Origin of the sequence: Nocardioides sp. OK12 (assembly GCF_024341885.1) — a bacterium.
GTDB classification, from domain to species: domain Bacteria; phylum Actinomycetota; class Actinomycetes; order Propionibacteriales; family Nocardioidaceae; genus Nocardioides; species Nocardioides marinisabuli.
The window spans coordinates 614,189-637,641 of sequence record NZ_BNET01000001.1 but is presented as its reverse complement, the minus strand read 5'-3'; the positions used below and the strand labels follow the sequence as shown (position 1 = coordinate 637,641).

Here is a 23,453-nt window from a genome sequence, read left to right as displayed (position 1 = left end):
GGGGGCCTTCTGCGTCTCAGCCGAGCGCGGAGCCGGCGCGGTACTCGCGCCAGGTCGCGTTCCAGTCGCCGAAGCCGTTGTCGAGGGTCATCGGCCGGTCGGTGCCGGTGTACTCGACCACGTCGCCGCGGCGCGTCATGGCGTAGAGCCAGGCGGCCTGCTCGGTGCTCATGCCGGTGCACCCGTGCGAGACGTTGGCGCTGCCCTGGCTGCCGACCGACCAGGGGGCTGCGTGGATGAACTCCCCCGAGCTCGTCAGCCGCATCGCCCACTGCACGTCGGCGATGTCGTAGGCCTCGTCGCCCCCGATGCCGACGGTCTCGGAGTCCATCCGCTTCGACTCGTACTTCTCCATCACCACCTTGGTGCCCGAGCGGGTGGTGAAGCCGGCCTTGCCGGTGGTGATCGGGATGGTGCGCAGCAGCTCGCCGTCGGCGAGCACCTGCATGGTGTGGGCCTGGGCGTCGACCCGGTAGACGTGGGACTCCCCCACCGTGAAGGCCACCTCGCGGCTCTCCTGGCCGTAGACCCCGCCCCCGGCGTCGACGCCGTTGACGTCGAGGTCGACGACGACCTCGCTGCCGGCCTCCCAGTAGTCCCGGGGCCGGTAGTGCACCTCGGTGTCGCTGAGCCAGTGCCAGCTCCCGACCTGGGCCGGGGTGGCCTCGACGTGCATCTCGCGCTCCATGGCGGCGCGGTCGGTGACCGGCACGTCGAACTGCACGACGACCGGCATCCCGACCCCGACGGTCTCGCCGGCGAGCGGGGCGACGGAGGCGTAGGTCTGCTGGGCCAGGGACAGCTCGACGGTGCTGAAGCGACGTTCGCGCACCTGGGGGCCGTCCGGGCCGCTGACCCGTGCCCGCACGACGTACGCCGTGCCCGGCTCGAGCCGCTCGGCGGCGCGCCAGGTGCCGTCGTCGCGCCGGCGGCCGGGCAGCCGTCCCTGCGGCGAGGAGACCTCGACGCCCAGCAGGTCACCGTGGTCGGCGCCCACCTCGAGCAGGGTGTCGACGGGCACGTCCTGGGCTCCCTTGCGCACGTTGCTGCGCACCACCACCCGGGGCGCCTGCGCGGCCGTGGAGTCCCCGGCACCGCCCACGGCGTCGCTCTGCTCGCCGGAGGTCCCGGGGTCGCCCTCGCAGGCGCTCAGCACGCCCAGGGAGAGTGCCAGGGCGGCCAGGGACGCGAGACGACGGCGGTGACGGGAGGCACCGGTGAGCGCTGGTGTCATGCAGCCAGGGTAAAGGGGGCTCCTGACGCACGACGACTCCGCGGCCCGGAGGCGGCGGAGTCGTCGTGGTGGAGCCGGGTGGGGCGCCCGCTCAGTGAGCGTGCTCCCCGCGGTAGTACTCGTAGACCAGCCCGGAGGTGGCCACGGCGCCCAGGACGCCACCGATGATGGCGAGCCACCAGGCGGTCATCGCCAGCCCGAGCACGATCGTGCCCAGGGTCAGCGCCGCCCACAGCGGCCACCACGAGTAGGGCGGGAAGAAGCCCAGCTCGCCGGCGCCGTCGGCGATCTCGGCGTCCTTGCGGTCCTCGGGCCGCGGCTCCATCTTCTTGGCGTGGAAGCCGAGGTAGAAGGTGACCATCATGGTCAGCAGCGTGGTCATCGTCAGCGCGGACGTGCCGGTCCAGTCGCCACCGGTGTCGCCGGCGCTGGTGATGAACCAGTACGCCGGGGTGACCAGCACCAGGAACGCGGTGCAGATCGCGAAGATCATCGCTTCGGCCTTCATCAGCTGTCCTGCCCCTCGTCGGTGCTGGTGCGGGTGCCGGTGCGCTCGCCGACGACCTGCTCGCGCCCGGCCATGTCGGGGGCGTCCGCGAAGTCACCGTTGCGCGCCGCGTCGTTCTCCTCGAGCTCGATGGCGGCGATCTCCGGGTGGTGCAGGTCGAAGGCCGGCGACTCCGAGCGGATGCGCGGGATGGTCACGAAGTTGTGGCGCGGCGGCGGGCACGAGGTGGCCCACTCCAGCGAGCGGCCCCAACCCCACGGGTCGTCGACCTCGACGAGCGGCGCGTTGCGCGAGACCCACACGTTGTAGAAGAACGGCAGCATCGACAGGCTCAGCAGGAAGGCACCCACCGTGGAGACCTGGTTGAGCAGGGTGAACCCGTCGTCGGGCAGGTAGTCGGCGTAGCGGCGCGGCATGCCCTCGACACCCAGCCAGTGCTGGACCAGGAAGGTCAGGTGGAAGCCGATGAAGAGGATCCAGAAGTGCAGCTTGCCGAGCCGCTCGTCGAGCATCCGCCCGGTGAACTTGGGCCACCAGAAGTAGAAGCCGGCGAACATCGCGAACACCACGGTGCCGAAGACCACGTAGTGGAAGTGGGCCACCACGAAGTAGGAGTCCGAGACGTGGAAGTCCAGCGGCGGGCTGGCCAGGATGATGCCGGTCAGGCCACCGAACAGGAAGGTGGTCAGGAAGCCGATCGACCACAGCATCGGGGTGTCGAAGGACAGCGAGCCGCCCCACATCGTGCCGATCCAGTTGAAGAACTTCACTCCGGTCGGCACCGCGATCAGGAACGTCATGCCCGAGAAGAACGGCAGGTCCACCGCGCCGGTGACGAACATGTGGTGCGCCCACACCGCGACCGAGAGGATCGCGATGCCCAGCGTCGCCCCGACCAGGCCGACGTAGCCGAAGAGCGGCTTGCGGCTGAAGACCGGGAAGATCTCGGTCACGATGCCGAAGAACGGCAGCGCGATGATGTAGACCTCGGGGTGGCCGAAGAACCAGAACAGGTGCTGCCACAGGATGGCGCCGCCGTGGGCGGTGTCGAAGACGTGCGCGCCCAGGATGCGGTCGGCCTCCAGGGACAGCAGCGCGCCGGCCAGCACCGGGAAGGCGACGAGCACGAGCAGGCTGGTGACCAGCGTGTTCCACACGAACAGCGGCATCCGGAACATGGTCATGCCGGGCGCGCGCATGCAGATGATCGTGGTGATGAAGTTGACCGCACCCAGGATCGAGCCCAGGCCGGCCATCCACAGGCCCATGATCCACAGGTCGCCGCCGACGCCGGGGCTGTTGATGGCGTCGGAGAGCGGGGTGTAGGCGAACCACCCGAAGGAGGCCGCACCCTGCGGGGTCAGGAAGCCGGAGGCGGCGATCAGGCCGCCGAAGAGGAACAGCCAGTAGCTGAACATGTTCAGCCGCGGGAACGCCACGTCGGGCGAGCCGATCTGGATCGGCATGATCACGTTGGCGAAGCCGAAGAACAGCGGGGTCGCGAAGAGCAGCAGCATGATCGTGCCGTGCATCGTGAAGAGCTGGTTGTACAGCTCCTCGTTGACGACCTGCTGGCCCGGGTAGGCCAGCTCGGAACGGATCAGCAGGGCCATCACGCCGCCGACGAGGAACCAGGCGAACGAGGTGACCAGGTACATCTTGCCGATCAGCTTGTGATCGGTGGTCGTCAGCATGCGGACGACCATCTGGCCCAGCGGCTTGCGGGCCGCGGCGGGCGTCGAAGCGGCGCTCACTGGCCCTCCCCCTCGGTCTCGGCGGACGCGAGGCCCACCTGGGTACGGGTGTCGTCGCCGCCCAGGATCGGCAGGGCCGACTCGGCACCGGCCGCGGCCAGCGAGGCGACGTGGGCGTCGTACTCCTCGGCGCTGACGACGTCGACGTTGAACAGCATCCGCGAGTGGTAGGCACCGCAGAGCTCGTAGCACTTGCCCTTGAAGGTGCCCTCGGTCTTGGGGGTGACCTCGAAGGAGTTCACCCGACCGGGGATGACGTCCATCTTGACGAGGAAGCCGGGCACGCCGAAGTCGTGGATGACGTCGGGCGAGTGCAGGTTGAAGCGGGTGGTCTGCCCGACGGGGAGCACCAGGGTGGGCACGTCGGTCAGGGTGCCGGCGACGTAGGCGTAGCCCTCGTAGGGGTACTCGTCGTCCTCGTTGTCCTCGTTGGCCGCGACGTCGACCGCGCCGACACCGTGGTTGAAGGTCCACGACCACTTCTGCGCGGTGACCTCGACGATGTTGTCGGGGGCCGGGGACTCCTCGAGCACGATGTCCTGGACCCGGATGGTGTGGGCGAAGAACACCACGACCATCATGATCGGCGCGACCGTGTAGAAGATCTCCAGCGGCAGGTTGTAGCGCGTCTGGACGGGGATCTCGTCGTCGCTGCGACGGCGGTAGGCCACCACGACCCAGGCGATGAGGCCCCAGACCACGACACCGGTGATGAGGGCAGCGATCCACGCCCCCTGCCACAGGTTCAGGGTGGCCTCGCCCTGCTCGGTGATGGGCTCTGGCATGGCCAGGCGCTCCCACTCACCGCGGGACTCCGACGAACAGCCGGCGAGCAGCACGAGGCCGAGGCCGAGCGTGGCGCCCAGGCCCGCACGACGGGCCGTGGCCCACCGACGTCCTGGTGCCATCTGGGGGAGCTGCAGACTCACGAACGAGCCTTCCTCTCAAGCGATCAGAAGTTGGCGCCAGAGTACCCCGCCCGCCACCGGTCGGGGCGCACAGGGTGGCCTACCGTGGCGGTTGTGACATATGCCGCGCCGGTCGACCTCGACGCCGCCTCCGGGGAGCCGCTGCACCCCGCCGCCCGCGACGTGCTCGCCGCGGCCCACGAGCGGGGCTGGGGCGATCCGCGACGGCTGCACCACAGCGGTCGCGACGCCCGGCTGCTGCTCGACAACGCCCGGGAGGTGGTCGCCGGCTGCCTGGGCGTGCGCCGCGAGGAGGTCAGCTTCACCGGCTCCGGCACCGAGGCCGTCCACCGCGGGCTGCTGGGCCTCCTCGAGGGCCGTGCCGACGGGCGCGAGGCCACCCTGGTCAGTGCCGTGGAGCACTCCGCGGTCGGGCACGCCGCGGCGTGGGCGGCCCGGCGCAGCGGCCAGCCAGGCGCCGTGGTCCCCGTCGACCGGCTCGGCCGGGTCTCGCCCGACGCGGTCGAGGACCTCCTCTCCCCCACCACCGCCGTGGTCGCGGTGCAGGCCGCGAACCACGAGGTCGGCACGGTCCAGCCCGTCGCCGCGGTCGCGGCGCGCCTGGAGGCCCGGGTGCCGCTCTTCGTCGACGCCTGCGCCAGCGCGGGTCGCCTGCCGCTGCCGACCGGGTGGGACGCGGCCGCCGCCTCGGCCCACAAGTGGGGCGGCCCGCCCGGCGTGGGGGTCCTGCTGGTGCGCAAGGGCGCCCGCTGGGCCTCGCCCTTCCCCGGCGACGACCGCGTCGACGAGCGCACCAGCGGCTTCGAGAACGTGCCGGCGGCCCTGGCGGCCGCTGCGGCCCTGCAGGCGGTGGAGGCCGAGCGCGCGGAGGTCGCGGCCCGTCAGCACGCCCTGGTCGACCGGTTGCGCGAGGGGGTCGCGACCATCCCCGACGTCGACGTGGTCGGCGACCCGGTCGAGCGGCTGCCGCACCTGGTGACCTTCTCGTTCCTCTACGTCGACGGCGAGGCGCTGGTCCACGAGCTCGACCGGCACGGCTTCGGGGTGGCCAGCGGCTCGGCCTGCACCTCGTCGTCGTTCGAGCCCAGCCACGTGCTGGCCGCGATGGGCGCGCTCACCCACGGCAACGCCCGCGTCTCGCTGCACCGCGACACCGGTGCCGACGACGTCGAGCGGCTGCTGGCGGTGCTGCCCGGCGTGGTCGCCGACCTGCGCGCCCGGGTGGGCATGTGAGCCCGGCACCGGTCGCGCTCGAGCTCGACTGCCGCGGCCGGCTGTGCCCGCTGCCGATCATCGACCTCGCCCGGGCGCTGCCGGGTCTCGAGGTCGGCGCGGTGCTGGCGGTCGTCGCCGACGACGCTGCCGCGCGCGTCGACGTCCCCGCCTGGTGCCGCATGCGCGACCAGGAGTACGTCGGCGAGGACACCGCCGACGACGGCGTGCCGCGCTACCTGGTGCGGCGCAGGACCTAGCGCACCGAGGCCAGGTGCGGGGCGACGTCGGCGGCCGCCTCGGCGCCGTACGACTCCTCGACGCGGCCCAGGAACTGCTCGGGGGTGAAGGTGTACTCCTGGGTGCCCACGGTCTCCACGACGTACGCCGCCAGCACGCAGCCCACCTGGGCGCTGCGGGTCAGGTCGAGGCCCCACGCGGTCGCGGCGAGGTAGCCGGCGCGGAACGCGTCGCCGACACCCGTCGGCTCCACGGCGGTGACGTTCTTGGCGGCCGGCACCACGATGTCCTCCTCGCCCGCGCGGCACACCCGCACGCCCTCGGCGCCCAGCGTGGTCACCTGGACGCCGACCCTGGCCAGCACGTCCTCGGAGGACCAGCCGGTCTTCTGCTCGATCAGGTGCGACTCGTACTCGTTGCTGAAGAGGATCGCGGCGCCCTCCACGAGCTGGCGGATCAGGCCGCCCTCGCCGAAGGCCAGCTGCTGGCTGGGGTCGGCGATGAAGGGGTAGCCGCGCTGCAGGCACTCCTGGGTGTGGCGCAGCATCCCGTCGGGGTCGTCGGCGCCGATCAGCACGAACGAGGGCTGGCCGACCCTGGCCACGATGGGGGCCAGCTCGATGAGCCGCGCCTCCTTCATCGCACCGGGGTAGAACGAGGCGAACTGGGCCATCGTGGAGTCGGTGGTGCACACGAAGCGGGCGGTGTGCAGCGTCTCCGAGATGTGCACGTGGTCGCAGTCGACACCGTGGCGCTCCAGCCAGGAGCGGTAGTCGGCGAAGTCCTCGCCGGCCGAGCCGACCAGCACCGGGGAGAGGCCCAGGCGGGCCATCCCGAAGCACATGTTGGGCGCCACCCCGCCGCGGCGGATCTCGAGGTCGTCGACCAGGAAGGAGACCGACAGCTTGTGCAGCTGCTCGACCACCAGCGAGTCCTCGAACCTGCCGGCGAAGCTCATCAGGTGGTCGGTCGCGATCGACCCGGCCACCAGCAGCGGTCCGCCGGGCACGGCGTCGGTCACGGGCGCAGAAGTGGTGTCGGGCACGGCGCGAACACTACCTGCGGGTAGTGCTGGGAGTACCCCCCAGTAGCCCCTAGCGTCGCGACCATGACCCCCTCGACTCCCTCCTCGACGCCCTCCTCGGGCCCCGTCGGCGCCCGCGACTCCCGCACCCGGCTGCCCTACGACGACCTGGCCTGCGTCAGCGACATGGGTGCCGACTGCGAGGCCGCCGGCCGCGCCCTGCACCTCGCGGTGGGCCGTGAGGCCGCTGCCGCCGCCTCGGTGGCCCGGGCCGCACGCCGCCCCGCCCCCAGCATCCGCTTCGACGACTTCCCGCGCGAGGTGCGCAAGCGCGACATCGAGGTCGGCGAGGCCGCCCAGCGGCTGGCCAACGCGCTGTCGCTGCACTTGGACTGAGACGGTCGCGGAGCGGACGTCGCTCGGTCCAGGTCGAGCAAGCGGCGCGGCTGAGGAACGAAGCCGCGGTCCGCGTGTCGAGACCCCGTGAGGTCCTCAGCAACCTGGCCCCGCGCCCCTGACGTACGACAAAGCCCCCGGACCTGGTCGGTCCGGGGGCTTCGTTGTTGCTGTGCGTCTTGGTGCTGAGGCCGTGGCTGGGGTGGTCCCGCCCGTCACCGGGTCTCGACACGGCGGTCACGGCTTCGCAGGCTCAGCCGTGCGCCTTGCTCGACCACCGACGACGAGTCCGCTGGCGCGTCCTCGTCACTGGCGCGTCCTTGCTCAGTTGAAGCTGTCGCCGCAGGCGCAGGAGCCGGTGGCGTTGGGGTTGTCGATCGTGAAGCCCTGCTTCTCGATGGTGTCGACGAAGTCGATCATCGCGCCGTTGAGGTAGGGCACGCTCATCCGGTCGACGACGACGCTGACGCCGTCGAAGTCGGTGACGACGTCGCCGTCGAGGGTGCGCTCGTCGAAGAAGAGCTGGTAGCGCAGGCCCGAGCAGCCACCGGGCTGGACGGAGATGCGCAGCGCGAGGTCGTCGCGGCCCTCCTGGCTCAGCAGGCTCTGCACCTTCTCGGCCGCCACCGGGCTCAGGTTGATGCTGTCGGTGCGACGCTCAGGAGTGGTCTCCACCTGCTCGGTCATGTCTGTGCTCCCAACATGGGTTGCGTGGTGCGTGGTCTGGTGCGGGCCGCCGGCACGTCGACGACGAGCAGCGGTCCCTGGGTCAAGGGTAGGCCACCCGGGGTTATTCCCTCGACCACGTCCGGGCGACGCGCTCCGCGAGCGCCTCGAGGCTGCCGACCGGGTCCTCGAAGGCCCGCTGCTCACCGACGAGGTCGACCAGCGAGTACGCCGACTCCACGCCGAGCGCGCGCATCTCGCGCGAGCCGACGAGCACCTGCCCGGCCAGGGCCACGCAGGGTCGCAGCGCCTCGCCCGCGACCTCGGCGACGCCGTAGGGCACCTTGCCCGAGCGGCTGGAGAAGTCGAAGGCACCCTCGCCGGTCACCACGAGGTCGGCGGCCCGCGCCCGGGAGGCCAGCCCGACCGCCTCGGCGACCAGGGCGATGCCGGGCTCGCGGACCGCGCCCAGGCACAGCAGTGCGTGGCCCAGGCCGCCGGCGGCCCCCGCGCCCTTGCCGAGCGACGTACGCCGGTCGGTGGCCTCGGCCAGCTGCTCGAGCCAGCCGTCGACCTCGGCGATCCGGTCCTCGCCGATGCCCTTCTGCGGGCCGTAGGTCTTGGTGGCGCCGAAGAGCCCGGTCAGGGGGTTGTCGACGTCGGTGGCGGCCACCAGCCGTCGCCCTGCGACCAGGGCGCGCGCGGGCGCCAGGTCGACCCGGCCCAGGTCGCCGAAGAGGACCGGCCCGCCGTCGAGCTGGCCGGCGTCGGGCCGGGCGCCGAGGGCGTCGAGCAGGCCCGCTCCCCCGTCGTTGGTGCCGCTCCCGCCCAGGCCGACCACGACCGTGGCGGCGCCGGTGCCGAGCGCGGCCACGAGCAGCTCGCCCACGCCGACGGTGGTGGCGAACTCGGCCCCGCCCTCGGTGACGAGCTGGCGCCCGCAGGCCTGGGCGCTCTCGACGTAGGCGGTGTCGCCGACCAGCAGCACGGTCGCCGGCACCTCCTCGCCGTGCGGTCCCTCGACGGTGGCCACCAGCAGCTCGCCGCCCAGGGTCGCGTGCAGCACGTCGACGAAGCCGGGCCCGCCGTCCGACATCGGCGCCAGGTCGAGCTCGTCGTCGGGGGCGTGGCGACGCCAGCCGGCGGCGATCGCCTCGGCGGCCTCGACCGCGGTGAGGGTGCCGGCGAACTTGTCGGGGGCGACGAGGACTCGCATGCGCGCATCCTCGCAGGCGGCCCGCGCCGGTCCGCCCCTACGGTGGGGGCGTGCCCAGCCCGACCGCCGCCATCCGCCCGATGCGTCCCGCCGACGTGGCGGAGGCCGAGCAGGTCACCTCGGAGAGCTTCCACGCCCTCGACCGGCTCACGCTGCCCCGGGCCTGGCCCGACCCCGAGCCGCGCGAGCCGGGGCGCAGCCGTTCGTGGCAGGCGCGCACCCAGCACCTCCTGCGGACCGACCCGGGTGGCTGCTGGGTCGCGGAGGAGGACGGACGGATGGTCGGGGTCGCCACCTCCCTGGTGCGCGAGGGCACCTGGATCCTCTCGTCGTACGCCGTCCGGCCGGGCCACCAGGGCCGGGGCGCGGGCAAGCCGCTGCTCGCGGCGGCGCTGCACCACGGCCGCGGCGCGCTGCGCGGGATGATCTGCAGCTCGGCGGACCCGCGGGCGGCGCGGGTCTACCGCCAGGCCGGGCTGTCCCTGCACCCCCAGATGGTGCTGCGCGGCACCGTCGACCGCTCGGCGATCCCGCTGGGCACCGGCGACAAGGTCCGCGAGGGCACCCCGGGCGACGTCGACCTGCTCGACTCGGTGGACCGCCAGGCGCGTGGCAGCGCCCACGGCCCCGACCACGCGCTGCTGGTGGAGCAGTCGCGGCTGCTGGTCTCGGAGACCTCCACCGGCTCCGGCTACGCCTACGCCTACCCCGACGGCGCGGTGGCGCTGCTCGCCGCGACCAACCGTCGTACGGCGGGGCGGCTGCTGTGGGCCGCGCTGGCCGACGGTCCGGCGCAGACCGAGGTCGGGCACGTCACCGCCGCCAACGAGTGGGCCCTCGACATCGGCCTGGCCGCGCGCCTGGAGGTGTGGACGGTCGGCTACCTCGCGCTGCGCGGCATGCGCCCGCCGGTGCCCTACCTGCACCACGGCTCGCTGCTGTGAGCGGGGCGCCTACGATGGAGGCATGACGACCGTCGACCTCCCGCTGCTGCCGCTGGGCCGTGGCACCGACCTGCAGTCCGAGCGCGGGGTCGAGTGCCCCGGTGACCTGCCGGCGGCGTCCGACCCCGACCTGGTCGCGCGCGCCCGCGCGGCGAAAGAGGCGCTGGGCGAGCGCGTCTTCGTGCTGGGCCACCACTACCAGCGCGACGAGGTCATCCAGTTCGCCGACGTCACCGGCGACTCCTTCAAGCTCGCCCGGGAGGCCGCGGCCCGTCCCGACGCCGAGTTCATCGTCTTCTGCGGCGTGCACTTCATGGCCGAGTCGGCCGACATCCTCACCTCCCCCGACCAGCAGGTCGTGCTGCCCGACCTCGCGGCCGGCTGCTCGATGGCCGACATGGCCCGTCTCCAGCAGGTCGAGACCGCCTGGGACGCCATGGCCGAGGCGGGCATCCAGGACGCCGTCGTCCCGGTGACCTACATGAACTCCAGCGCCGACATCAAGGCCTTCTGCGGCCGCAACGGCGGCGTGGTCTGCACCTCCAGCAACGCCGAGGTCGCCCTGGAGTGGGCCTACGACCAGAAGCCGGACGTCGAGGGCGGCGCCAAGGTGCTGTTCCTGCCCGACCAGCACCTCGGGCGCAACACCGCGGTGCTGCAGATGGGTCTCTCGCTCGACGACTGCGTCGTCTGGGACCCGCACCGCCCCAGCGGCGGCCTGACCCCCGAGCAGCTGCGCGACGCGAAGATGATCCTGTGGAAGGGCCACTGCTCGGTGCACGGCCGCTTCTCCCCCGACGTCGTCGACGAGCTGCGCGCCAAGGACCCCGAGATCCAGATCCTGGTGCACCCCGAGTGCCGCCACGAGGTCGTGCTCAAGGCCGACCTGGTCGGGTCCACCGAGTTCATCATCCAGACGATCGAGGCCGCGCCGGCCGGGTCGTCGTGGGCGATCGGCACCGAGCTCAACCTGGTCAAGCGCCTCGCCGACAGCCACCCCGACAAGTCGATCGCCTTCCTCGACCGCACGGTCTGCTACTGCTCGACGATGAACCGCATCGACCTGCCCCACCTGGTGTGGGCGCTGGAGTCGCTGGTCGCCGGCACCGTCGTCAACCGGATCGAGGTCGACCCGGCCACCGAGCAGCAGGCCCTGGTCGCGCTCGAGCGGATGCTCGCCCTGCCCGGCAAGACCGCCAAGGACTGACGGCCGAGCAGTCACTTCTGAACCATCGACCGGTCACTTTCGCACCCACGTCGGGGCAGCGGTGACTGGTCGATGGTTCAGAAGTGACCGGTCGGCCGGGACTACTCGGGCGGGGCCGGGAGCTCGACCCAGACGGTCGTACCGCCCCCGGGGGTCTCCTCGATGCCGATGGAGCCGGCGTGCGCGTCGACGACCCGGCGCACGGTGGCCAGGCCGATGCCCGAGCCGGGTACCTGCTCGTGGGTGCGCGTGAGCGGCTCGAAGACCCGCTCGCGGTCCTCGGGCGCGATCCCCAGGCCGTGGTCGACGACCTCGATGCGCCAGCCCGCCTCGACCCGGCGCGAGGCGACGCGGATGCGCGCGGTCTCACCGGCGGGCACGAACTTCGCGGCGTTGGCCACCAGGTTCTGCAGCACCGCGCGCAGCTGCACCGGGTCGCCCGTGACGACCGGCAGCTCGCCGACCTCGAGCGTGGCCCCGCTCAGCGCCTCGGCGAGGTCGTCGCGCACGGCGGCCGCCACGAGCCCCAGGTCGACGGGCTTGCTGGCGATCCGCCCGCCGATGCGGGCGTAGGCCAGCAGGTCGTCGATGAGGGCCTGCATCCGCTCGGTGCCCCGCTCGGCGCGCGAGAGCAGGTAGGTGCTGGTCGCCGGGTCGGGCGCACCCTCCTCGGACTCCTCGGCGAGCATCGACAGCGACATCCGCACCGTCGTCAGCGGGTTGCGCAGGTCGTGGCTGACCTGGCCGGCGAAGGCCGTGAGCTGGCTGTTGGAGCGCTGCAGCTCGTCGCGGGCGCGCTCGAGCTCGGCCACGGAGGCCGCCAGCTCGCGGGTGCGCAGCTCGAGCTCGAGCAGGTCGACCACCCGCTCGGCCAGCTCCACGAGTGCGCGCTCCTGGTCGTCGGTGATCTCCCGGGCGACGGTGTCGAAGACGCACAGGGTGCCGATGACCACGCCCTGCGGGCTGACCAGCTGGTGGGTGGCGTAGAAGCGGACCTCGCCGATCTCCCCCGTCACGAACGGGTTGTCGGCGAAGCGGGGGTCCTTCGAGGCGTCGGCCACCACGACCGGGGCGCCCTCGTGCAGCACCACGTTGCACATCGAGTCCTCGCGCGAGCACACCGAGGCGTCGAAGCCCTTGGTGGCGATCTGGTGCTGCGAGACGTCGGTGATGAGGTTGATCGTGGCGAGCGGGACGTCGGCCACCTGGGCTGCGATGTCGACCAGCGCGACCAGGTCGCTGCGCGGCGGGTCGAGCAGCACCTGGTAGCGGTCGATCTCCACCACGCGTCGGCGGTCCACCTCGACGGTGGCCTGGTCGACCAGCGGGCCCAGTGGGCTCAGCACACGTTCCTCCTGTGGTCCGGCAGTGGCTCGGGGGCACGAAGGGGCGCCACAGCCGGGACGGGCGCCAGTCTAGGGACGGTTCCTGAGCGCCCGCAGGCGAACCCGCAGGCAGGGTCGGGCAGCCGCCGGCTAGAGGCCGGGGGCGCCCCACAGGGCCAGCCACCGCGAGGTCTGCTGCTCCACCGGCAGCTCGCCGCTCAGCGTCTCGCGCAGGTTGATCTCGAGCAGGCTGTCGCGCTGGTGCGCCCCACCCGGCTGCGGCGCGAAGGGGTAGAAGGTGCCCTGCTTGTAGAGGTAGACCAGACCCACCCGCCGTCCGGCGGCGTCCTCGAAGGGCACCAGCGAGCACAGCAGCCCGGGGCCGAAGCCCTGCGCCTCCAGCGTCGTGTTGACGGCGTGCAGGTCGGTGCACAGCCCGGCCACGTCGTCGGGGTCGTCGTCGACCACCAGCCACGTGTAGCCGAACTCGTCGTGGCTGGTGCTCACCTCGGGGGCGTCGGGGGCGTCGCGCAGCAGGGTGAGGATGTCGGCCTCGGTCTCGGCGAAGGCCGCTCCCCCGGCGGCGCGGTAGCAGACCGAGCCGCGCCCGGTCGGCCGCAGCCCCAGCGACGCCTGGAGGGTGATGGCCGCGCTCGGCACGAGGAACAGCGCGTCGAGGTCGGCCTGCTTGGGCCGGCTGCGGCCCAGGATGGAGTCGAGGAAGCCCACGGCCGCCTCAGCCCGTCGGACGGCCGAGCTCGGCCTGGATCTTCGCCAGCTGCTCGAGCCGCTGCTCGAGGCTGGGGTGGGTGGAGGTGAGGCTGCGCATCGAGACCCCCTTGATCGCCGGGGCGATGAAGAAGGCGTTCATGGCGGCGCTGGCGCGCAGGTCCTTCTGCGGGACCGAGTCCATCTCGCCGGTGATCTTCTGCAGCGCCGAGGCCAGGGCCTGGGGCTTCATCGTCAGGTACGCCCCCGCCCGGTCGGCGGCCATCTCGCGGTAGCGCGAGAGCAGCTTGAGCAGCACGAAGCTGACGGCGTAGACGACGACGCTGACCAGCAGGACCAGCAGCCACACCGGGAGCGCGTTGTTGTTGTCACGGCGGTTGCCGCCGAAGAGCATCCCGTAGCGGGCGCCCGAGGTGAGCATCCCGGCGGCGATGCCGGCCGAGGAGGCCACGGTCATGACCAGCACGTCGCGGTGGGCGACGTGGGACAGCTCGTGGGCGAGCACGCCCTCGAGCTCCTCGGCGTTCAGGGTCTGCATGATGCCGGTGGTGACGACCACGACCGAGCGGTCCGGCGACCGGCCGGTGGCGAAGGCGTTGGGGATGCGGGAGTCGGCCACGCCGACCCGGGGCTTGGGCATGTCGGCCATCGCGCAGAGGCGGTCGATCATGCCGTGCAGCTCGGGCGCCTGCTCCGGGCTCACCTCGCGTGCCCGCATGGCCTTCATGGCCACGGTGTCGCTGCTCCACCACTGGTAGACCGCGACGCCGATGCCGGCCAGGCCGATGAGCACCGCGATGCCCGGCGAGCTCTGCGCGAAGATCGCCATCAGGGAGCCGACCAGCACGACGAACAGCAGGCCGAGCAGGAACATGACCAGCGTCATCCGGGCGGTCAGCCCGGCGTCGCCGACGAAACGGGTGCGTGCCATGTCCTCATCCTCCCCTGTGGCGCCAAGCGGGCCCGCGGCAGGCTCAGCCGGGGAGGAGCCCGTCGTCGGAGAGCATCTGCGCGACCTCGGCCATCGTGGCGTCGGCCGGCGGCAGGATCAGGTCGGACTCGTCGAGGCTGTCGAGCTCGTGGGGCGATGCCTCGGCGCGCACCGCGTCGAGCAGCCCCGCCAGGGCGGACGCGAAGGCGGTCTCGTCGCCGGCCTCGACCGCGGCCTCGACCTTCGCGTCGAGCGCGTTGAGCCGCTCCAGCGCCTCGTCGGGCAGGTCGAGCTGACCCTCGCCGAGGATCCGGACGATCACGACCGGCCCTCCGGGCGCTCCTGCTCCGCGGCCTTCTCGGCCTCGGGGCTGAGGATGTCGCCGCCCTCGATCGCCGAGGGCTGCGAGGAGCCCTTGAGCCGGGCCAGCTCGGCCTCGACGTCGGAGTGGCTGCTCATTGCGTCGAGCTCGCGCGAGATGTCGTCGCCGCGGTTGAGCGAGCTGGCGTCGTCGAGCGCGCCCGAGGCGATCAGCTCGTCGATCGCGCCGGCGCGGGCCTGCATGTTGGCCGTCTTGTCCTCGGCGCGCTGGATGGCCAGGCCCACGTCGCCCATCTCCTCGCCGATGCCCGACATGGCCTCGTTGATGCGGGTCTGGGCCTCGGCGGCGGTGTACGTCGCCTTGATCGTCTCCTTGCGGGTGCGGAAGGACTCGACCTTGGCCTGCAGGCGCTGCTGGGCCAGGGTGAGCTTCTCCTCCTCGCCCTGCAGCTGCGCGTGCTGGGTGCGCAGGTCCTCGATCTGCTGGCTCAGCGCCGACTTGCGGGTCAGCGCCTCGCGGGCCAGGTCCTCGCGGTCGACCGAGATCGCCTTCTGGGCCTGGGCCTGGAGCTTGTCGGACTGCTGCTGCAGCTGGTTCATCTGCAGCTCGACCCGCTTGCGCGAGGTGGCGACGTCGGCGACGCCGCGGCGCACCTTCGAGAGCAGGTCCAGCTGGCGCTGGTAGCTGTAGTCGAGGGTCTCGCGGGGGTCCTCGGCACGGTCGAGGGCCGTGTTGGCCTTCGAGCGGAAGATCAAGGTCATGCGCTTCCAGAGGCTCATGGTGGTGCGGTCCCTCTTCCGGTCGGTCTGGGCGTCGGTCGTCGAGACGCCGGCGGCGCCGACGACCCTCACCTCACCCTACGGCGGGACGGCAAGGTGCCGCGAGGGGGTCGGGGCCCTTCGCCGGTAGGCTGGAGGGCCAGTCCCCACGCCCCGTACGCCGCCACGGCGTCCCCCACCAGAAGGCCCACGTTGTTCCGTCGCAGCAAGAGCGAGCCCGTCGCGGACACCACCGCGTCCCCCACCGGCGCCCCCGAGTCCGAGCGCCCCGGCGCGAAGGGGCGACCCACCCCGACGCGCAAGGAGGCCGAGGCGATGGCCCGGGCCCGGGCCAAGCCCCCGCGCACCCGTCGTGAGATCGCCCAGGCCCAGCGCTCGGCGCGGGGCGAGTCGACGGCGCGGGTCAAGGCCGGGATGAAGGCCGGCGAGGAGCGCTACCTGATGGCGCGCGACAAGGGCCCGGTGCGCCGCTTCACCCGTGACTTCGTCGACGCCCGCTTCTCCTTCGTCGAGCTGATGATCCCGATCCTGCTGGTGACGATGGTGCTGAGCTACTCCGGCAACCCGGGCCTGGCCAGCTTCGGCAGCTCGGTCCTGCTGCTCACGATGCTGCTGGTGGTCATGGACATGGTGCTGCTGCGCTTCCGGCTGCGCCGCGAGCTGACCGCGCGCTTCCCCGACGAGTCGCACAAGGGCACCACCTACTACGCCATCACCCGCGCGATGCAGATGCGCTTCATGCGCCTGCCGAAGACGCAGGTCAAGATCGGGCAGACCCTGCCCGAGCACTACCGCTAGGCCGGGGTCGTGGGCCCGCTCGAGCTCGGCGGACTGGCCGCAGGACTCCTCGGGGCCGTGCTGTTCGGTGTCGGCGCGGTCGCGCAGGCCCACGGCGTACGACGCCACCCCACCCCGCCGGTCCACCTCGGCGCCTTCGTCGCGCGCTCGGTGCGCGACCCCTGGACCTGGCTGGTGCTGAGCGCCTACCTCGGCGGGTTCGTGCTGCACGCCGCGGCGATCTGGCTGCTGCCGCTCTACCTGGCCCAGGCCACGGTCGCGATGGCGCTGCCGGTGGCGGCGCTGGCCCAGCGCCACGTCGAGGAGCCGCTGGGGCGCGCCCACTGGGGCTCGGTGGGTCTCGTGGTGCTGGGCCTGGTGCTGCTGGCGGCGGGCTCCGGCAGCGCCGGCGCGGCACGCGCCGAGCCGGCGCTGGCGCTGTCCCTGGTGGCGGGCGCGGCCCTGCTGGGCCTGGCCAGCGCGCTGCGCCACCGCGTCGGGGCGGCCGGGCTCGGCACGCTCGCGGGCCTGGGCTACGCCGGCTCGGCCGTGGCGGTGCGCGGCGTGGAGCTGCCGTTGGGCGCCTGGGCGGTGGTGTGCGCGCTGGCGGTGCCGGCCTTCAGCCTGGTGGCCTTCTGGCTCTACTCGCTGGGCATGGACCGGGCGTCGGTGTCCTCGGCCACCGCCCCGATGAACGTCGGGCAGACGTTCGTGCCCGCCGCCGTCGGCGTGGCGCTGCTGGGTGACACGGTGCGCCCGGGCTGGTGGTGGGTGGTGCTGCTCGGTCTGGTGCTCTCGACCTGGGGAGCGGTGCGGCTGGGCCGCGCGGCGGACCTGGCCCGGCCGCACCGCCCCACGGGGGCCGGCTCAGCCGAACTCGCGCCGAGCCGGTGAGGTCGTCTTCGCCGGGTCGCGCTCGACGACCGGCGCGACGGCCTCGTCGATGGCGGCCATCAGGTCGTCGTCGAGGCGCACCCCGGCGGCCTTGACGTTGTCGGTGACCTGCTCGGGCCGGCTGGCACCGATGATCGCCGACGAGACGTTGGGGTTCTGCAGCACCCAGGCCACGGCGAGCTGGGCCATCGACAGCCCGGCCTGCTCGGCGAGCGGCTCGAGCAGCTCGACGCGGCGCAGCACGTCGTCCTGCAGCCAGCGGCTGATCATCTTGTCGCCGCCCTTCTCGTCGGTGGCCCGCGAGCCGGCCGGGTGCTCCTGGCCGACGCGGTACTTGCCGGTCAGCACGCCCTGGGCGATCGGCGACCAGACGACCTGGCCCATGCCGAGCTCCTCGCAGGCAGGCACCACCTCCGACTCGATCACCCGCCACAGCAGGTTGTACTGCGGCTGGTTCGAGACCAGCGGGATGTGCAGCTCGCGCGCCAGCGCGTGGGCCTCGCGGATCTCCTCCGCACGCCACTCCGAGACCCCGATGTAGTGCGCCTTGCCGGCGCGCACGACGTCGGCGAAGGCCTCCATCGTCTCCTCCAGCGGCGTCTCGTGGTCGTAGCGGTGGGCCTGGTAGAGGTCGACGTGGTCGGTCTGCAGGCGACGCAGCGAGGCGTCGATCGACTCCATGATGTGCTTGCGCGACAGGCCGTGGTCGTTGTGCGCCCCGGGACCGGTGGGCCAGTAGACCTTGGTGAAGATCTCCAGGCCCTCGCGGCGCTCGCCGGCCAGGGCCTTGCCCAGGACCGTCTCCGCGGCCGTGTTGGCGTAGACGTCGGCGGTGTCGAAGGTGGTGATGCCCTCGTCGAGGGCGCGACGCACGCACGCGGTGGCGGCGTCCTCCTCGACCTGGGAACCGTGGGTGAGCCAGTTGCCGTACGAGATGGCCGAGACCTTCAGGCCACTCTTTCCGAGGTTGCGGATCTCCATGCCGGCGACACTACCCACGCCGCCTCACCCCTCTCCTCCCCCGCCTGAGAGGATCGTGGGCATGAGCAGCCCGACAGCCGACGTGTCCGTGCGCGTGGCCTGGGCCGAGGACGCCGCGGCCGTCGCCGCGCTCCAGCTGCGCGCCTGGCCGGTGATGTACGACGGCCTGGTGCCGGCGGAGTCGCTGCCCTCGGGCCCCGAGGCGCTGGAGGCCGTCACCGCCGCCTGGGCCCAGGCGCTGGCGCGCCCTGCCGACGCCCGGCACCGCACGCTGGTCGCGTTGGAGCGCAACCGCGTGGTCGGGTTCGCGATCACCACGCCCGCGACCGACCCCGACTGCGACCCGGTCTCCGACGGCGAGCTGACCGAGCTGGTCCTCGACCCCGACGAGCGTCGCAAGGGCCACGGCTCGCGGCTGCAGCAGGCGGCCGTCGACACGCTGCGGGCCGACCGGTTCACCCGGGCCGTCACCTGGCTGGTGGCCACCGACGACGCCACCCGTGCCTTCCTGGTCGGCGCCGGGTGGGACAGCGACGGCGCGCACCGCGAGCTCGACCTCGACGGCACCGGCGCGGTCACCCTCAAGCAGGTGCGCCTGCACACCGACCTGTCCTGACGCCCGGCTCCACCCAGGACCACCTCTTCGGGCGGGATTGCCCGTGAGCGGGCGGGGTAGAGGTGAAGAGGATGGACGCGGCCACCGTGGCCGCACCGGATCGAAGGACCTCTCATGCTCGGACCGCTTCCCCGGATGCACCGCTCGTTCCTCATTGGCCTCCTCGTCGCCCTCGGCGCCCTGACCGGTCTCTTCGTGGCTCTCGACACCGCCGCCCTGCCCGCGACGCTCGGGCTGCTGGCCGGCGCCGGCACCGGCGCGCTGCTGGCGCTGCTGGCCGACGGCACCCAGCCGCAGGAGCCGCACCAGGCCTAGAGTCCCGGGCGTGACCGGTCCGCTCCCCCCGTCCTCTTCCCCGGCCCCGCCGGACGCCGACGCCCGCCGGGCCGTGGTGCGCGACAGCCTCGGCGTCGCCCTGGCCACCGGCACGTACGGCGTCTCGTTCGGCGCCGTCTCGGTCGCCTCCGGCCTCTCGGTCGCCCAGACCTGCGTGCTGTCGCTGGTGATGTTCACCGGCGCCTCGCAGTTCGCGCTCGTGGGGGTCGTCGCCTCCGGCGGTGCGCCGCTCTCGGCAGCGGCGACCGCCTGGCTGCTGGGCACCCGCAACACCCTCTACGGCCTGCGCCTGGGGCCGCTGCTGGGCTGGCGCGGTCGTCGGCGGGTGCTGGCGGCCCACCTGCTCATCGACGAGTCCACCGCGATGTCGGTGACCCGGCCGACCACCGCCCAGGCCAGGCTGGGCTTCCTGGTCACCGGGGGCGGCATCTTCGTGCTGTGGAACCTCTTCACCCTGCTGGGCGCCGTCGGGGGCACGGTCCTCGGCGACCCGAGGACCTTCGGGCTCGACGCCGCGGTGGGCGCGGCCTTCCTGGCCCTGCTGTGGCCCCGTCTGTCCGACCCGCTGCACCGGGCCGTGGCCGTGCTGGCCGCCGGTGCCGCTCTCGGGCTGGTGCCCCTGACCGCTGCCGGCGTGCCCGTGCTGGCCGCCGGCGGCGTGGCGCTGCTCGCCGGGGCGCTCGCCGCGGTGCGCGGCGGCGCCCCGACGGACGGGGCGGCCCGGTGAGCGGGCTGTGGCTGGCCGTCCTCGCCGGTGGCGTCGGCTGCTACCTGCTCAAGCTGGCCGGCCTCGCGGTGCCGACCTCGGTGCTGGACCGGGGCTGGGTGCGCCGTACCGCCGACCTGGTACCCGTGGCGCTCCTGGCCGCGCTGGTCGCGGTGCAGGTGGCCTCGACCGACCAGCGGCTGGTCCTGGACGCCCGGGCCGCTGGGCTGGGGGCCGCGGTCGGGCTGCTGGTGCTGCGGGCGCCCTTCCTGCTGGTGGTGGCCGGGGCGGCCGCGACCGCCGCCGTGCTGCGCCTGCTCGTGGGCTGAGCCCCCGCGCCTCGAGAGCGCCTGTACGTCCCACGTGCCGGCGCCCGCCCCCACGGGCGCGCGCCGGCACGTCACGGGGTCAGGAGACGGAGACCGCGCTCCAGGCGGCGGCCACGGCGCCCACCTGGGTGCTGCCCGCGCCGTAGAGGTCCGTGGCCGCGTCGATCGTCGCGGTGCGGGCCTGGGCGTAGGTGGTGCCGGAGGTCATGTAGACGTTCAGCGCCCGGAACCAGATGTCGGCGGCCGCCTCGCGACCGATGCCGGTGAGGGTCGAGCCGTCGCAGGTGGTGGAGCTGTGCGCCACGCCCCCGAACGTCTTCGCGCCCGAGCCCTCGGCCAGCAGGTAGAAGAAGTGGTTGCCCACGCCCGAGGAGTAGTGGACGTCGAGGTTCTTGGTGTTGCTCGACCAGCAGTTGGGCGACTTGCCGTCGGCGATGGGGTTGTCCATCCGGCGGAAGCCCCGGCCGTTGCGCAGGTCGAACTCCTCACCCACCAGGTAGTCGCCCGGGTCCTCGCTGTTGGCGGCGTGGAACTCCACCATCGTGCCGAAGATGTCGGAGGTGGCCTCGTTGAGGCCGCCCGACTCCCCCGAGTAGGTCAGGTTCGCGGTGTTCTGGGTGATGCCGTGGGTCATCTCGTGACCGGCGACGTCGAGGGAGACCAGCGGACCGTAGTTCACGCCGTCGCCGTCGCCGTAGGTCATCTTCTGGCCGTCCCAGAAGGCGTTGACGTAGTCGCGGCCGTAGTGCACCCGGTTGTAGGAGCCCGAGCCGTCGCCGAAGATCCCGTCGCGGCCGTGCTCGCCCTTGAAGTAGTCCCAGGTCACCGCGGTGCCGTACTGGGCGTCGGCCGCGGCGGTGTCGGGGTCGGCGTTGGTGCCGTCACCGAACGTCGTGCTGGGGCTGGTCACGATGGTGCCGCTCTTGCACCCCCACCCGAAGGCCGAGCAGGCGAAGCCGTCGGTGGCCCCGCCCATGTCGGTGGTGTAGCTGCCGCCCCGGGTGGCGTCGCGCAGCTCGTACGCCGAGCCCTTCTGGGTCACCTGCAGCGGCACGGTGCCGCTGTAGAGGGACTCCCCCTGCCCGTCGGCGGTGTGGATCTGCTCCTCGCGGCGCAGCACCCGGCCGGTGCGGGCGTCGACGTAGCTGGCCAGGCGGCTGGGGGTCCCGTCCTCGCGCACCCCGGTGGCCACGACCTCCCAGGCCAGCACCGGCTCGGTGCCGTGGGCGTCGACCACCAGGATGGGCCGGCCGGACCGCTCGAGCCGGCCGACCTCGCGCAGCTCCTTCGCCGGCGCCAGCGCGCGGGCGCCGGCGGCGTCGGCGCCGAGCGTGGGCGTGGTGCCCAGCGCGAGCGGGGCGTCGAGGGTCTGCGAGACGCCCTCCCACGCGGCACCCTCGGCGCCGTCGGCGTCCTGGGCGGCGCCGGCGCCCCGGTGCACGACCAGGTCGCCACCGAGGACCCGCAGGCCGCGGAAGGTGCGCTCCATGCGCACGTGGGTGGAGCCGTCGGGGTCGACGACGGTGTCGGTCACCTCGACCTCCTGCCCGGCGCCGGCGCGGGCGGCGCGGGGATGGGCGCGCAGCGCCTCGACGGCGGCCGCGGCGATGCGCGCCTCGTCGGCCCCGTGGACGCCGCTCAACGCGGTCGACGTGGTGGCGCCGGTCGTGGCGCCGGTCGTGGTGGTCGGCGCGGTCGGTGCTGCCTGGCTGGTCGCTGCGGTCGCGACGCCGAGGCTGCCGACGGCGAGGACGGCGGCGGTGGCCAGCCCCATCGTGGTCTTCATCCGGTTCCCTCTCGTCCGCGACGCCTCCGAGCGGGCGCCGCGGCACCGACCCTGTCGCACGCCCGGGGGCCGGAGGAACCGTGTGGGTGCCTCAGCTTCTCGCGCTGCAGGAAGGTGAGCCGGACCGGTGCAGACGGTGCCGACCGGCGCGGCCCGGCTCAGACGTCGAGGTCGAGCAGGTGCTCCAGGCCCACGGTCAGGCCCGGTCGCGAGGCGATGGCACGCAGGCCGGTCAGCACCCCGGGGGTGAAGGAGGCACGGTCGAGCGAGTCGTGGCGGATGGTGAGGGTCTCCCCCACCCCGCCCAGCACGACCTCCTGGTGGGCGACCAGCCCGCGGATGCGCAGCCCGTGCACCCGGATGCCCTCGACGTCGGCGCCGCGGGCCCCCTCGAGGGCGGTCGAGGTGGCGTCGGGCACCGGGGCGCACCCCGCCTCGCGGCGGGCGGCCGCGACCAGCTCGGCGGTGTGCCGTGCGGTGCCCGACGGCGCGTCGGCCTTGTCGGGGTGGTGCAGCTCGACGATCTCGACCGACTCGTAGAACGGCGCGGCCGCGGCCGCGAAGCGCATCATCAGCACCGCGCCGATCGAGAAGTTCGGGGCGATGAGCACGCCGGTGCCGGGCGAGTCGGCCAACCAGCCCCGCAGCGTCCGCAGCCGCGACTCGTCGAAGCCGGTGGTGCCGACGACGGCGTGGATGCCGTGGGAGACGCAGAACTCCAGGTTGTCCATGACCACGTCGGGGTGGGTGAAGTCCACCACCGCCCGGGCCCCGGAGCGCACCAGGGCCTCCAGGTCGTCGTCGACGTCGATCTCGGCGACCAGACGGGTGTCGGCGGCCGCCTCGACCGCCCGGCACACCTCGCGCCCGACCTTGCCGCGGGCACCCAGCACGCCCACCGCCAGCCCGTCCTCGGGGCCGCTCTCGTCGCCCCGGCCACCCTGCCCACGCACGTCGTCCGTCACGATCACCCAGCCTCCCACACGTGCTCCGCGACACGCGGGGAGCGTCCAGGGGGGACCTCCGCGACACGGGAGGCGGAGTTTCTGGCAGGCTGCTGCCATGGCACTGCAGACGATTCCGGCGCGGATCCGGTGGGCGGTCGACATCATGGACCTCCAGCCGAACGACCACGTCCTCGAGATCGGCTGCGGCCCGGGCGCCGGTGCCGAGCTGATCTGCAGCCGGGTGACGGCCGGCAAGGTCTTCGCGATCGACCGGTCCGAGTCCGGCGTCGACCGCACCAAGCGGCGCTGCGCGCAGTACGTCGAGGCGGGGCGGCTCACGGTGCGCCAGATCGACCTCGCCACCCTGCGGGTCCCGGTCAAGCGCCTGACGAAGGTCTACGCCTTCAACGTCAACCTCTTCTGGGTGCGCGACTGCGCCGACGAGATCGCGCTGCTGCACGAGCGGGTGCTGCCCGGCGGAGCGGTCTACCTGTTCTTCGAGGCGACCCGGCCCGAGCAGGTGCCGACGATCGTCGAGAAGGCGTCGGGAGCCCTGGCCCAGGGCGGGTTCCGCGTCTCGGTGGTCCAGCGCAAGGCGCCGGCCGTGGTCGGCATCATCGGCAAGCGCATCGGCTGACCACCCACGGCAGTGACCTCCGCCTCCT

27 protein-coding genes are annotated in these 23,453 nt (G+C 73.1%); 12 read left to right on the top strand and 15 right to left on the bottom strand.

Translation table 11 applies throughout. The features are described from left to right. Window positions 1-16 precede the first annotated feature (16 nt). The 4 genes from OCU29_RS03155 to coxB all read right to left on the bottom strand — a co-directional run bounded on the left by OCU29_RS03155 (window position 17) and on the right by coxB (window position 4,425). Entirely contained in the window at window positions 17-1,234 is a 1,218-nt protein-coding gene (locus OCU29_RS03155; protein ID WP_261818747.1) for an Ig-like domain-containing protein, read from the bottom strand. A gap of 91 nt (window positions 1,235-1,325) precedes the next feature. Next, window positions 1,326-1,742, bottom strand: coding sequence for a cytochrome c oxidase subunit 4 (locus tag OCU29_RS03150; protein ID WP_179616044.1), 417 nt, complete (start codon window positions 1,740-1,742; stop codon window positions 1,326-1,328). After that, window positions 1,742-3,448, bottom strand: a complete 1,707-nt coding sequence (gene ctaD / locus OCU29_RS03145; RefSeq protein WP_179617434.1) for a cytochrome c oxidase subunit I — start codon at window positions 3,446-3,448, stop codon at window positions 1,742-1,744. Before ctaD ends, OCU29_RS03150 begins: the two co-directional genes overlap by 1 nt. Window positions 3,449-3,492: 44 nt before the next feature. Next, window positions 3,493-4,425, bottom strand: coding sequence for a cytochrome c oxidase subunit II (coxB, locus tag OCU29_RS03140; protein WP_261818746.1), 933 nt, complete (start codon window positions 4,423-4,425; stop codon window positions 3,493-3,495). A gap of 93 nt (window positions 4,426-4,518) precedes the next feature. On the opposite strand from coxB, the gene OCU29_RS03135 reads away from it, so the two are divergent. Both OCU29_RS03135 and OCU29_RS03130 read left to right on the top strand, forming a co-directional pair. Continuing rightward, window positions 4,519-5,658 carry an aminotransferase class V-fold PLP-dependent enzyme gene (locus OCU29_RS03135; RefSeq protein WP_261818745.1) on the top strand — a complete coding sequence of 380 codons (1,140 nt, stop codon included), beginning with the start codon at window positions 4,519-4,521 and terminating at the stop codon, window positions 5,656-5,658. Continuing rightward, window positions 5,655-5,897, top strand: coding sequence for a sulfurtransferase TusA family protein (locus OCU29_RS03130; RefSeq protein ID WP_261818744.1), 243 nt, complete (start codon window positions 5,655-5,657; stop codon window positions 5,895-5,897). Before OCU29_RS03135 ends, OCU29_RS03130 begins: the two co-directional genes overlap by 4 nt. On the opposite strand, the gene OCU29_RS03125 is transcribed toward OCU29_RS03130, so the two are convergent. After that, window positions 5,894-6,835, bottom strand: coding sequence for a carbohydrate kinase family protein (locus tag OCU29_RS03125; protein WP_179617431.1), 942 nt, complete (start codon window positions 6,833-6,835; stop codon window positions 5,894-5,896). The two genes, OCU29_RS03130 and OCU29_RS03125, sit on opposite strands and share 4 nt — an antisense overlap. A gap of 150 nt (window positions 6,836-6,985) precedes the next feature. Between OCU29_RS03125 and OCU29_RS03120 the strand changes: the two genes are divergently transcribed. Continuing rightward, the gene (locus OCU29_RS03120; RefSeq protein ID WP_261818743.1) at window positions 6,986-7,297 is read left to right on the top strand and encodes a hypothetical protein; all 312 of its coding nucleotides are present in this window, start codon (window positions 6,986-6,988) and stop codon (window positions 7,295-7,297) included. Window positions 7,298-7,621: 324 nt separating this feature from the next. On the opposite strand, the gene erpA is transcribed toward OCU29_RS03120, so the two are convergent. Both erpA and OCU29_RS03110 read right to left on the bottom strand, forming a co-directional pair. Further along, window positions 7,622-7,984 carry an iron-sulfur cluster insertion protein ErpA gene (erpA, locus tag OCU29_RS03115; protein ID WP_218876335.1) on the bottom strand — a complete coding sequence of 121 codons (363 nt, stop codon included), beginning with the start codon at window positions 7,982-7,984 and terminating at the stop codon, window positions 7,622-7,624. 103 nt (window positions 7,985-8,087) lie between these two features. Continuing rightward, window positions 8,088-9,179, bottom strand: coding sequence for a glycerate kinase (locus tag OCU29_RS03110; protein ID WP_261818742.1), 1,092 nt, complete (start codon window positions 9,177-9,179; stop codon window positions 8,088-8,090). 50 nt (window positions 9,180-9,229) lie between these two features. On the opposite strand from OCU29_RS03110, the gene OCU29_RS03105 reads away from it, so the two are divergent. Both OCU29_RS03105 and nadA read left to right on the top strand, forming a co-directional pair. Continuing rightward, the gene (locus OCU29_RS03105; RefSeq protein WP_261818741.1) at window positions 9,230-10,123 is read left to right on the top strand and encodes a GNAT family N-acetyltransferase; all 894 of its coding nucleotides are present in this window, start codon (window positions 9,230-9,232) and stop codon (window positions 10,121-10,123) included. A 22-nt stretch (window positions 10,124-10,145) separates the two neighbouring features. Next, window positions 10,146-11,330, top strand: a complete 1,185-nt coding sequence (gene nadA, locus OCU29_RS03100; protein ID WP_261818740.1) for a quinolinate synthase NadA — start codon at window positions 10,146-10,148, stop codon at window positions 11,328-11,330. A 101-nt stretch (window positions 11,331-11,431) separates the two neighbouring features. Here the strand turns inward: nadA and OCU29_RS03095 are convergent, their stop codons facing one another. The 5 genes from OCU29_RS03095 to OCU29_RS03075 all read right to left on the bottom strand — a co-directional run bounded on the left by OCU29_RS03095 (window position 11,432) and on the right by OCU29_RS03075 (window position 15,416). Beyond that, the gene (locus OCU29_RS03095) at window positions 11,432-12,676 is read right to left on the bottom strand and encodes a GAF domain-containing sensor histidine kinase (RefSeq protein ID WP_261818739.1); all 1,245 of its coding nucleotides are present in this window, start codon (window positions 12,674-12,676) and stop codon (window positions 11,432-11,434) included. A 129-nt stretch (window positions 12,677-12,805) separates the two neighbouring features. Then, window positions 12,806-13,384: a hypothetical protein gene (locus tag OCU29_RS03090; protein ID WP_179616040.1), complete on the bottom strand. Its 579-nt coding sequence runs from the start codon at window positions 13,382-13,384 to the stop codon at window positions 12,806-12,808. A gap of 7 nt (window positions 13,385-13,391) precedes the next feature. Beyond that, window positions 13,392-14,315 carry a zinc metalloprotease HtpX gene (gene htpX, locus OCU29_RS03085; protein ID WP_179616039.1) on the bottom strand — a complete coding sequence of 308 codons (924 nt, stop codon included), beginning with the start codon at window positions 14,313-14,315 and terminating at the stop codon, window positions 13,392-13,394. Window positions 14,316-14,358: 43 nt separating this feature from the next. Further along, window positions 14,359-14,637: a hypothetical protein gene (locus OCU29_RS03080; protein ID WP_179616038.1), complete on the bottom strand. Its 279-nt coding sequence runs from the start codon at window positions 14,635-14,637 to the stop codon at window positions 14,359-14,361. Continuing rightward, entirely contained in the window at window positions 14,634-15,416 is a 783-nt protein-coding gene (locus OCU29_RS03075) for a PspA/IM30 family protein (RefSeq protein WP_179616037.1), read from the bottom strand. Before OCU29_RS03075 ends, OCU29_RS03080 begins: the two co-directional genes overlap by 4 nt. A 192-nt stretch (window positions 15,417-15,608) precedes the next feature. Here OCU29_RS03075 and OCU29_RS03070 point away from each other — a divergent pair, with 192 nt between their 5' ends. Both OCU29_RS03070 and OCU29_RS03065 read left to right on the top strand, forming a co-directional pair. After that, window positions 15,609-16,214, top strand: a complete 606-nt coding sequence (locus tag OCU29_RS03070; protein WP_261818738.1) for a DUF3043 domain-containing protein — start codon at window positions 15,609-15,611, stop codon at window positions 16,212-16,214. Between the two features lie 9 nt (window positions 16,215-16,223). Then, window positions 16,224-17,087 (top strand): hypothetical protein, encoded by an 864-nt coding sequence (locus tag OCU29_RS03065; RefSeq protein ID WP_261818737.1) that lies wholly within the window; start codon window positions 16,224-16,226, stop codon window positions 17,085-17,087. Here the strand turns inward: OCU29_RS03065 and OCU29_RS03060 are convergent. Then, window positions 17,061-18,068 carry an aldo/keto reductase family protein gene (locus OCU29_RS03060; protein WP_179616035.1) on the bottom strand — a complete coding sequence of 336 codons (1,008 nt, stop codon included), beginning with the start codon at window positions 18,066-18,068 and terminating at the stop codon, window positions 17,061-17,063. The two genes, OCU29_RS03065 and OCU29_RS03060, sit on opposite strands and share 27 nt — an antisense overlap. Window positions 18,069-18,129: 61 nt before the next feature. Here OCU29_RS03060 and OCU29_RS03055 point away from each other — a divergent pair, with 61 nt between their 5' ends. The 4 genes from OCU29_RS03055 (at window position 18,130) to OCU29_RS03040 (ending at window position 20,055) form a co-directional block, all read left to right on the top strand. Beyond that, complete coding sequence (locus OCU29_RS03055; protein ID WP_261818736.1) at window positions 18,130-18,684, top strand: GNAT family N-acetyltransferase; 555 nt, start codon at window positions 18,130-18,132, stop codon at window positions 18,682-18,684. 114 nt (window positions 18,685-18,798) lie between these two features. Further along, window positions 18,799-18,999 carry a hypothetical protein gene (locus OCU29_RS03050; protein WP_179616033.1) on the top strand — a complete coding sequence of 67 codons (201 nt, stop codon included), beginning with the start codon at window positions 18,799-18,801 and terminating at the stop codon, window positions 18,997-18,999. A 10-nt stretch (window positions 19,000-19,009) separates the two neighbouring features. After that, window positions 19,010-19,747, top strand: coding sequence for an AzlC family ABC transporter permease (locus tag OCU29_RS03045; RefSeq protein ID WP_261818735.1), 738 nt, complete (start codon window positions 19,010-19,012; stop codon window positions 19,745-19,747). After that, the gene (locus tag OCU29_RS03040) at window positions 19,744-20,055 is read left to right on the top strand and encodes an AzlD domain-containing protein (RefSeq protein ID WP_261818734.1); all 312 of its coding nucleotides are present in this window, start codon (window positions 19,744-19,746) and stop codon (window positions 20,053-20,055) included. The genes OCU29_RS03045 and OCU29_RS03040 overlap by 4 nt, the downstream gene beginning before the upstream one ends. 79 nt (window positions 20,056-20,134) lie before the next feature. On the opposite strand, the gene OCU29_RS03035 is transcribed toward OCU29_RS03040, so the two are convergent. Both OCU29_RS03035 and dapB read right to left on the bottom strand, forming a co-directional pair. Next, the gene (locus OCU29_RS03035; protein WP_261818733.1) at window positions 20,135-21,841 is read right to left on the bottom strand and encodes a M4 family metallopeptidase; all 1,707 of its coding nucleotides are present in this window, start codon (window positions 21,839-21,841) and stop codon (window positions 20,135-20,137) included. Window positions 21,842-21,999: 158 nt separating this feature from the next. Further along, window positions 22,000-22,746 (bottom strand): 4-hydroxy-tetrahydrodipicolinate reductase, encoded by a 747-nt coding sequence (gene dapB / locus OCU29_RS03030; RefSeq protein ID WP_246305657.1) that lies wholly within the window; start codon window positions 22,744-22,746, stop codon window positions 22,000-22,002. Window positions 22,747-22,903: 157 nt separating this feature from the next. Between dapB and OCU29_RS03025 the strand changes: the two genes are divergently transcribed. Further along, window positions 22,904-23,425 (top strand): trans-aconitate 2-methyltransferase, encoded by a 522-nt coding sequence (locus tag OCU29_RS03025; protein ID WP_179616029.1) that lies wholly within the window; start codon window positions 22,904-22,906, stop codon window positions 23,423-23,425. The last annotated feature ends 28 nt before the right edge of the window (window positions 23,426-23,453 follow it).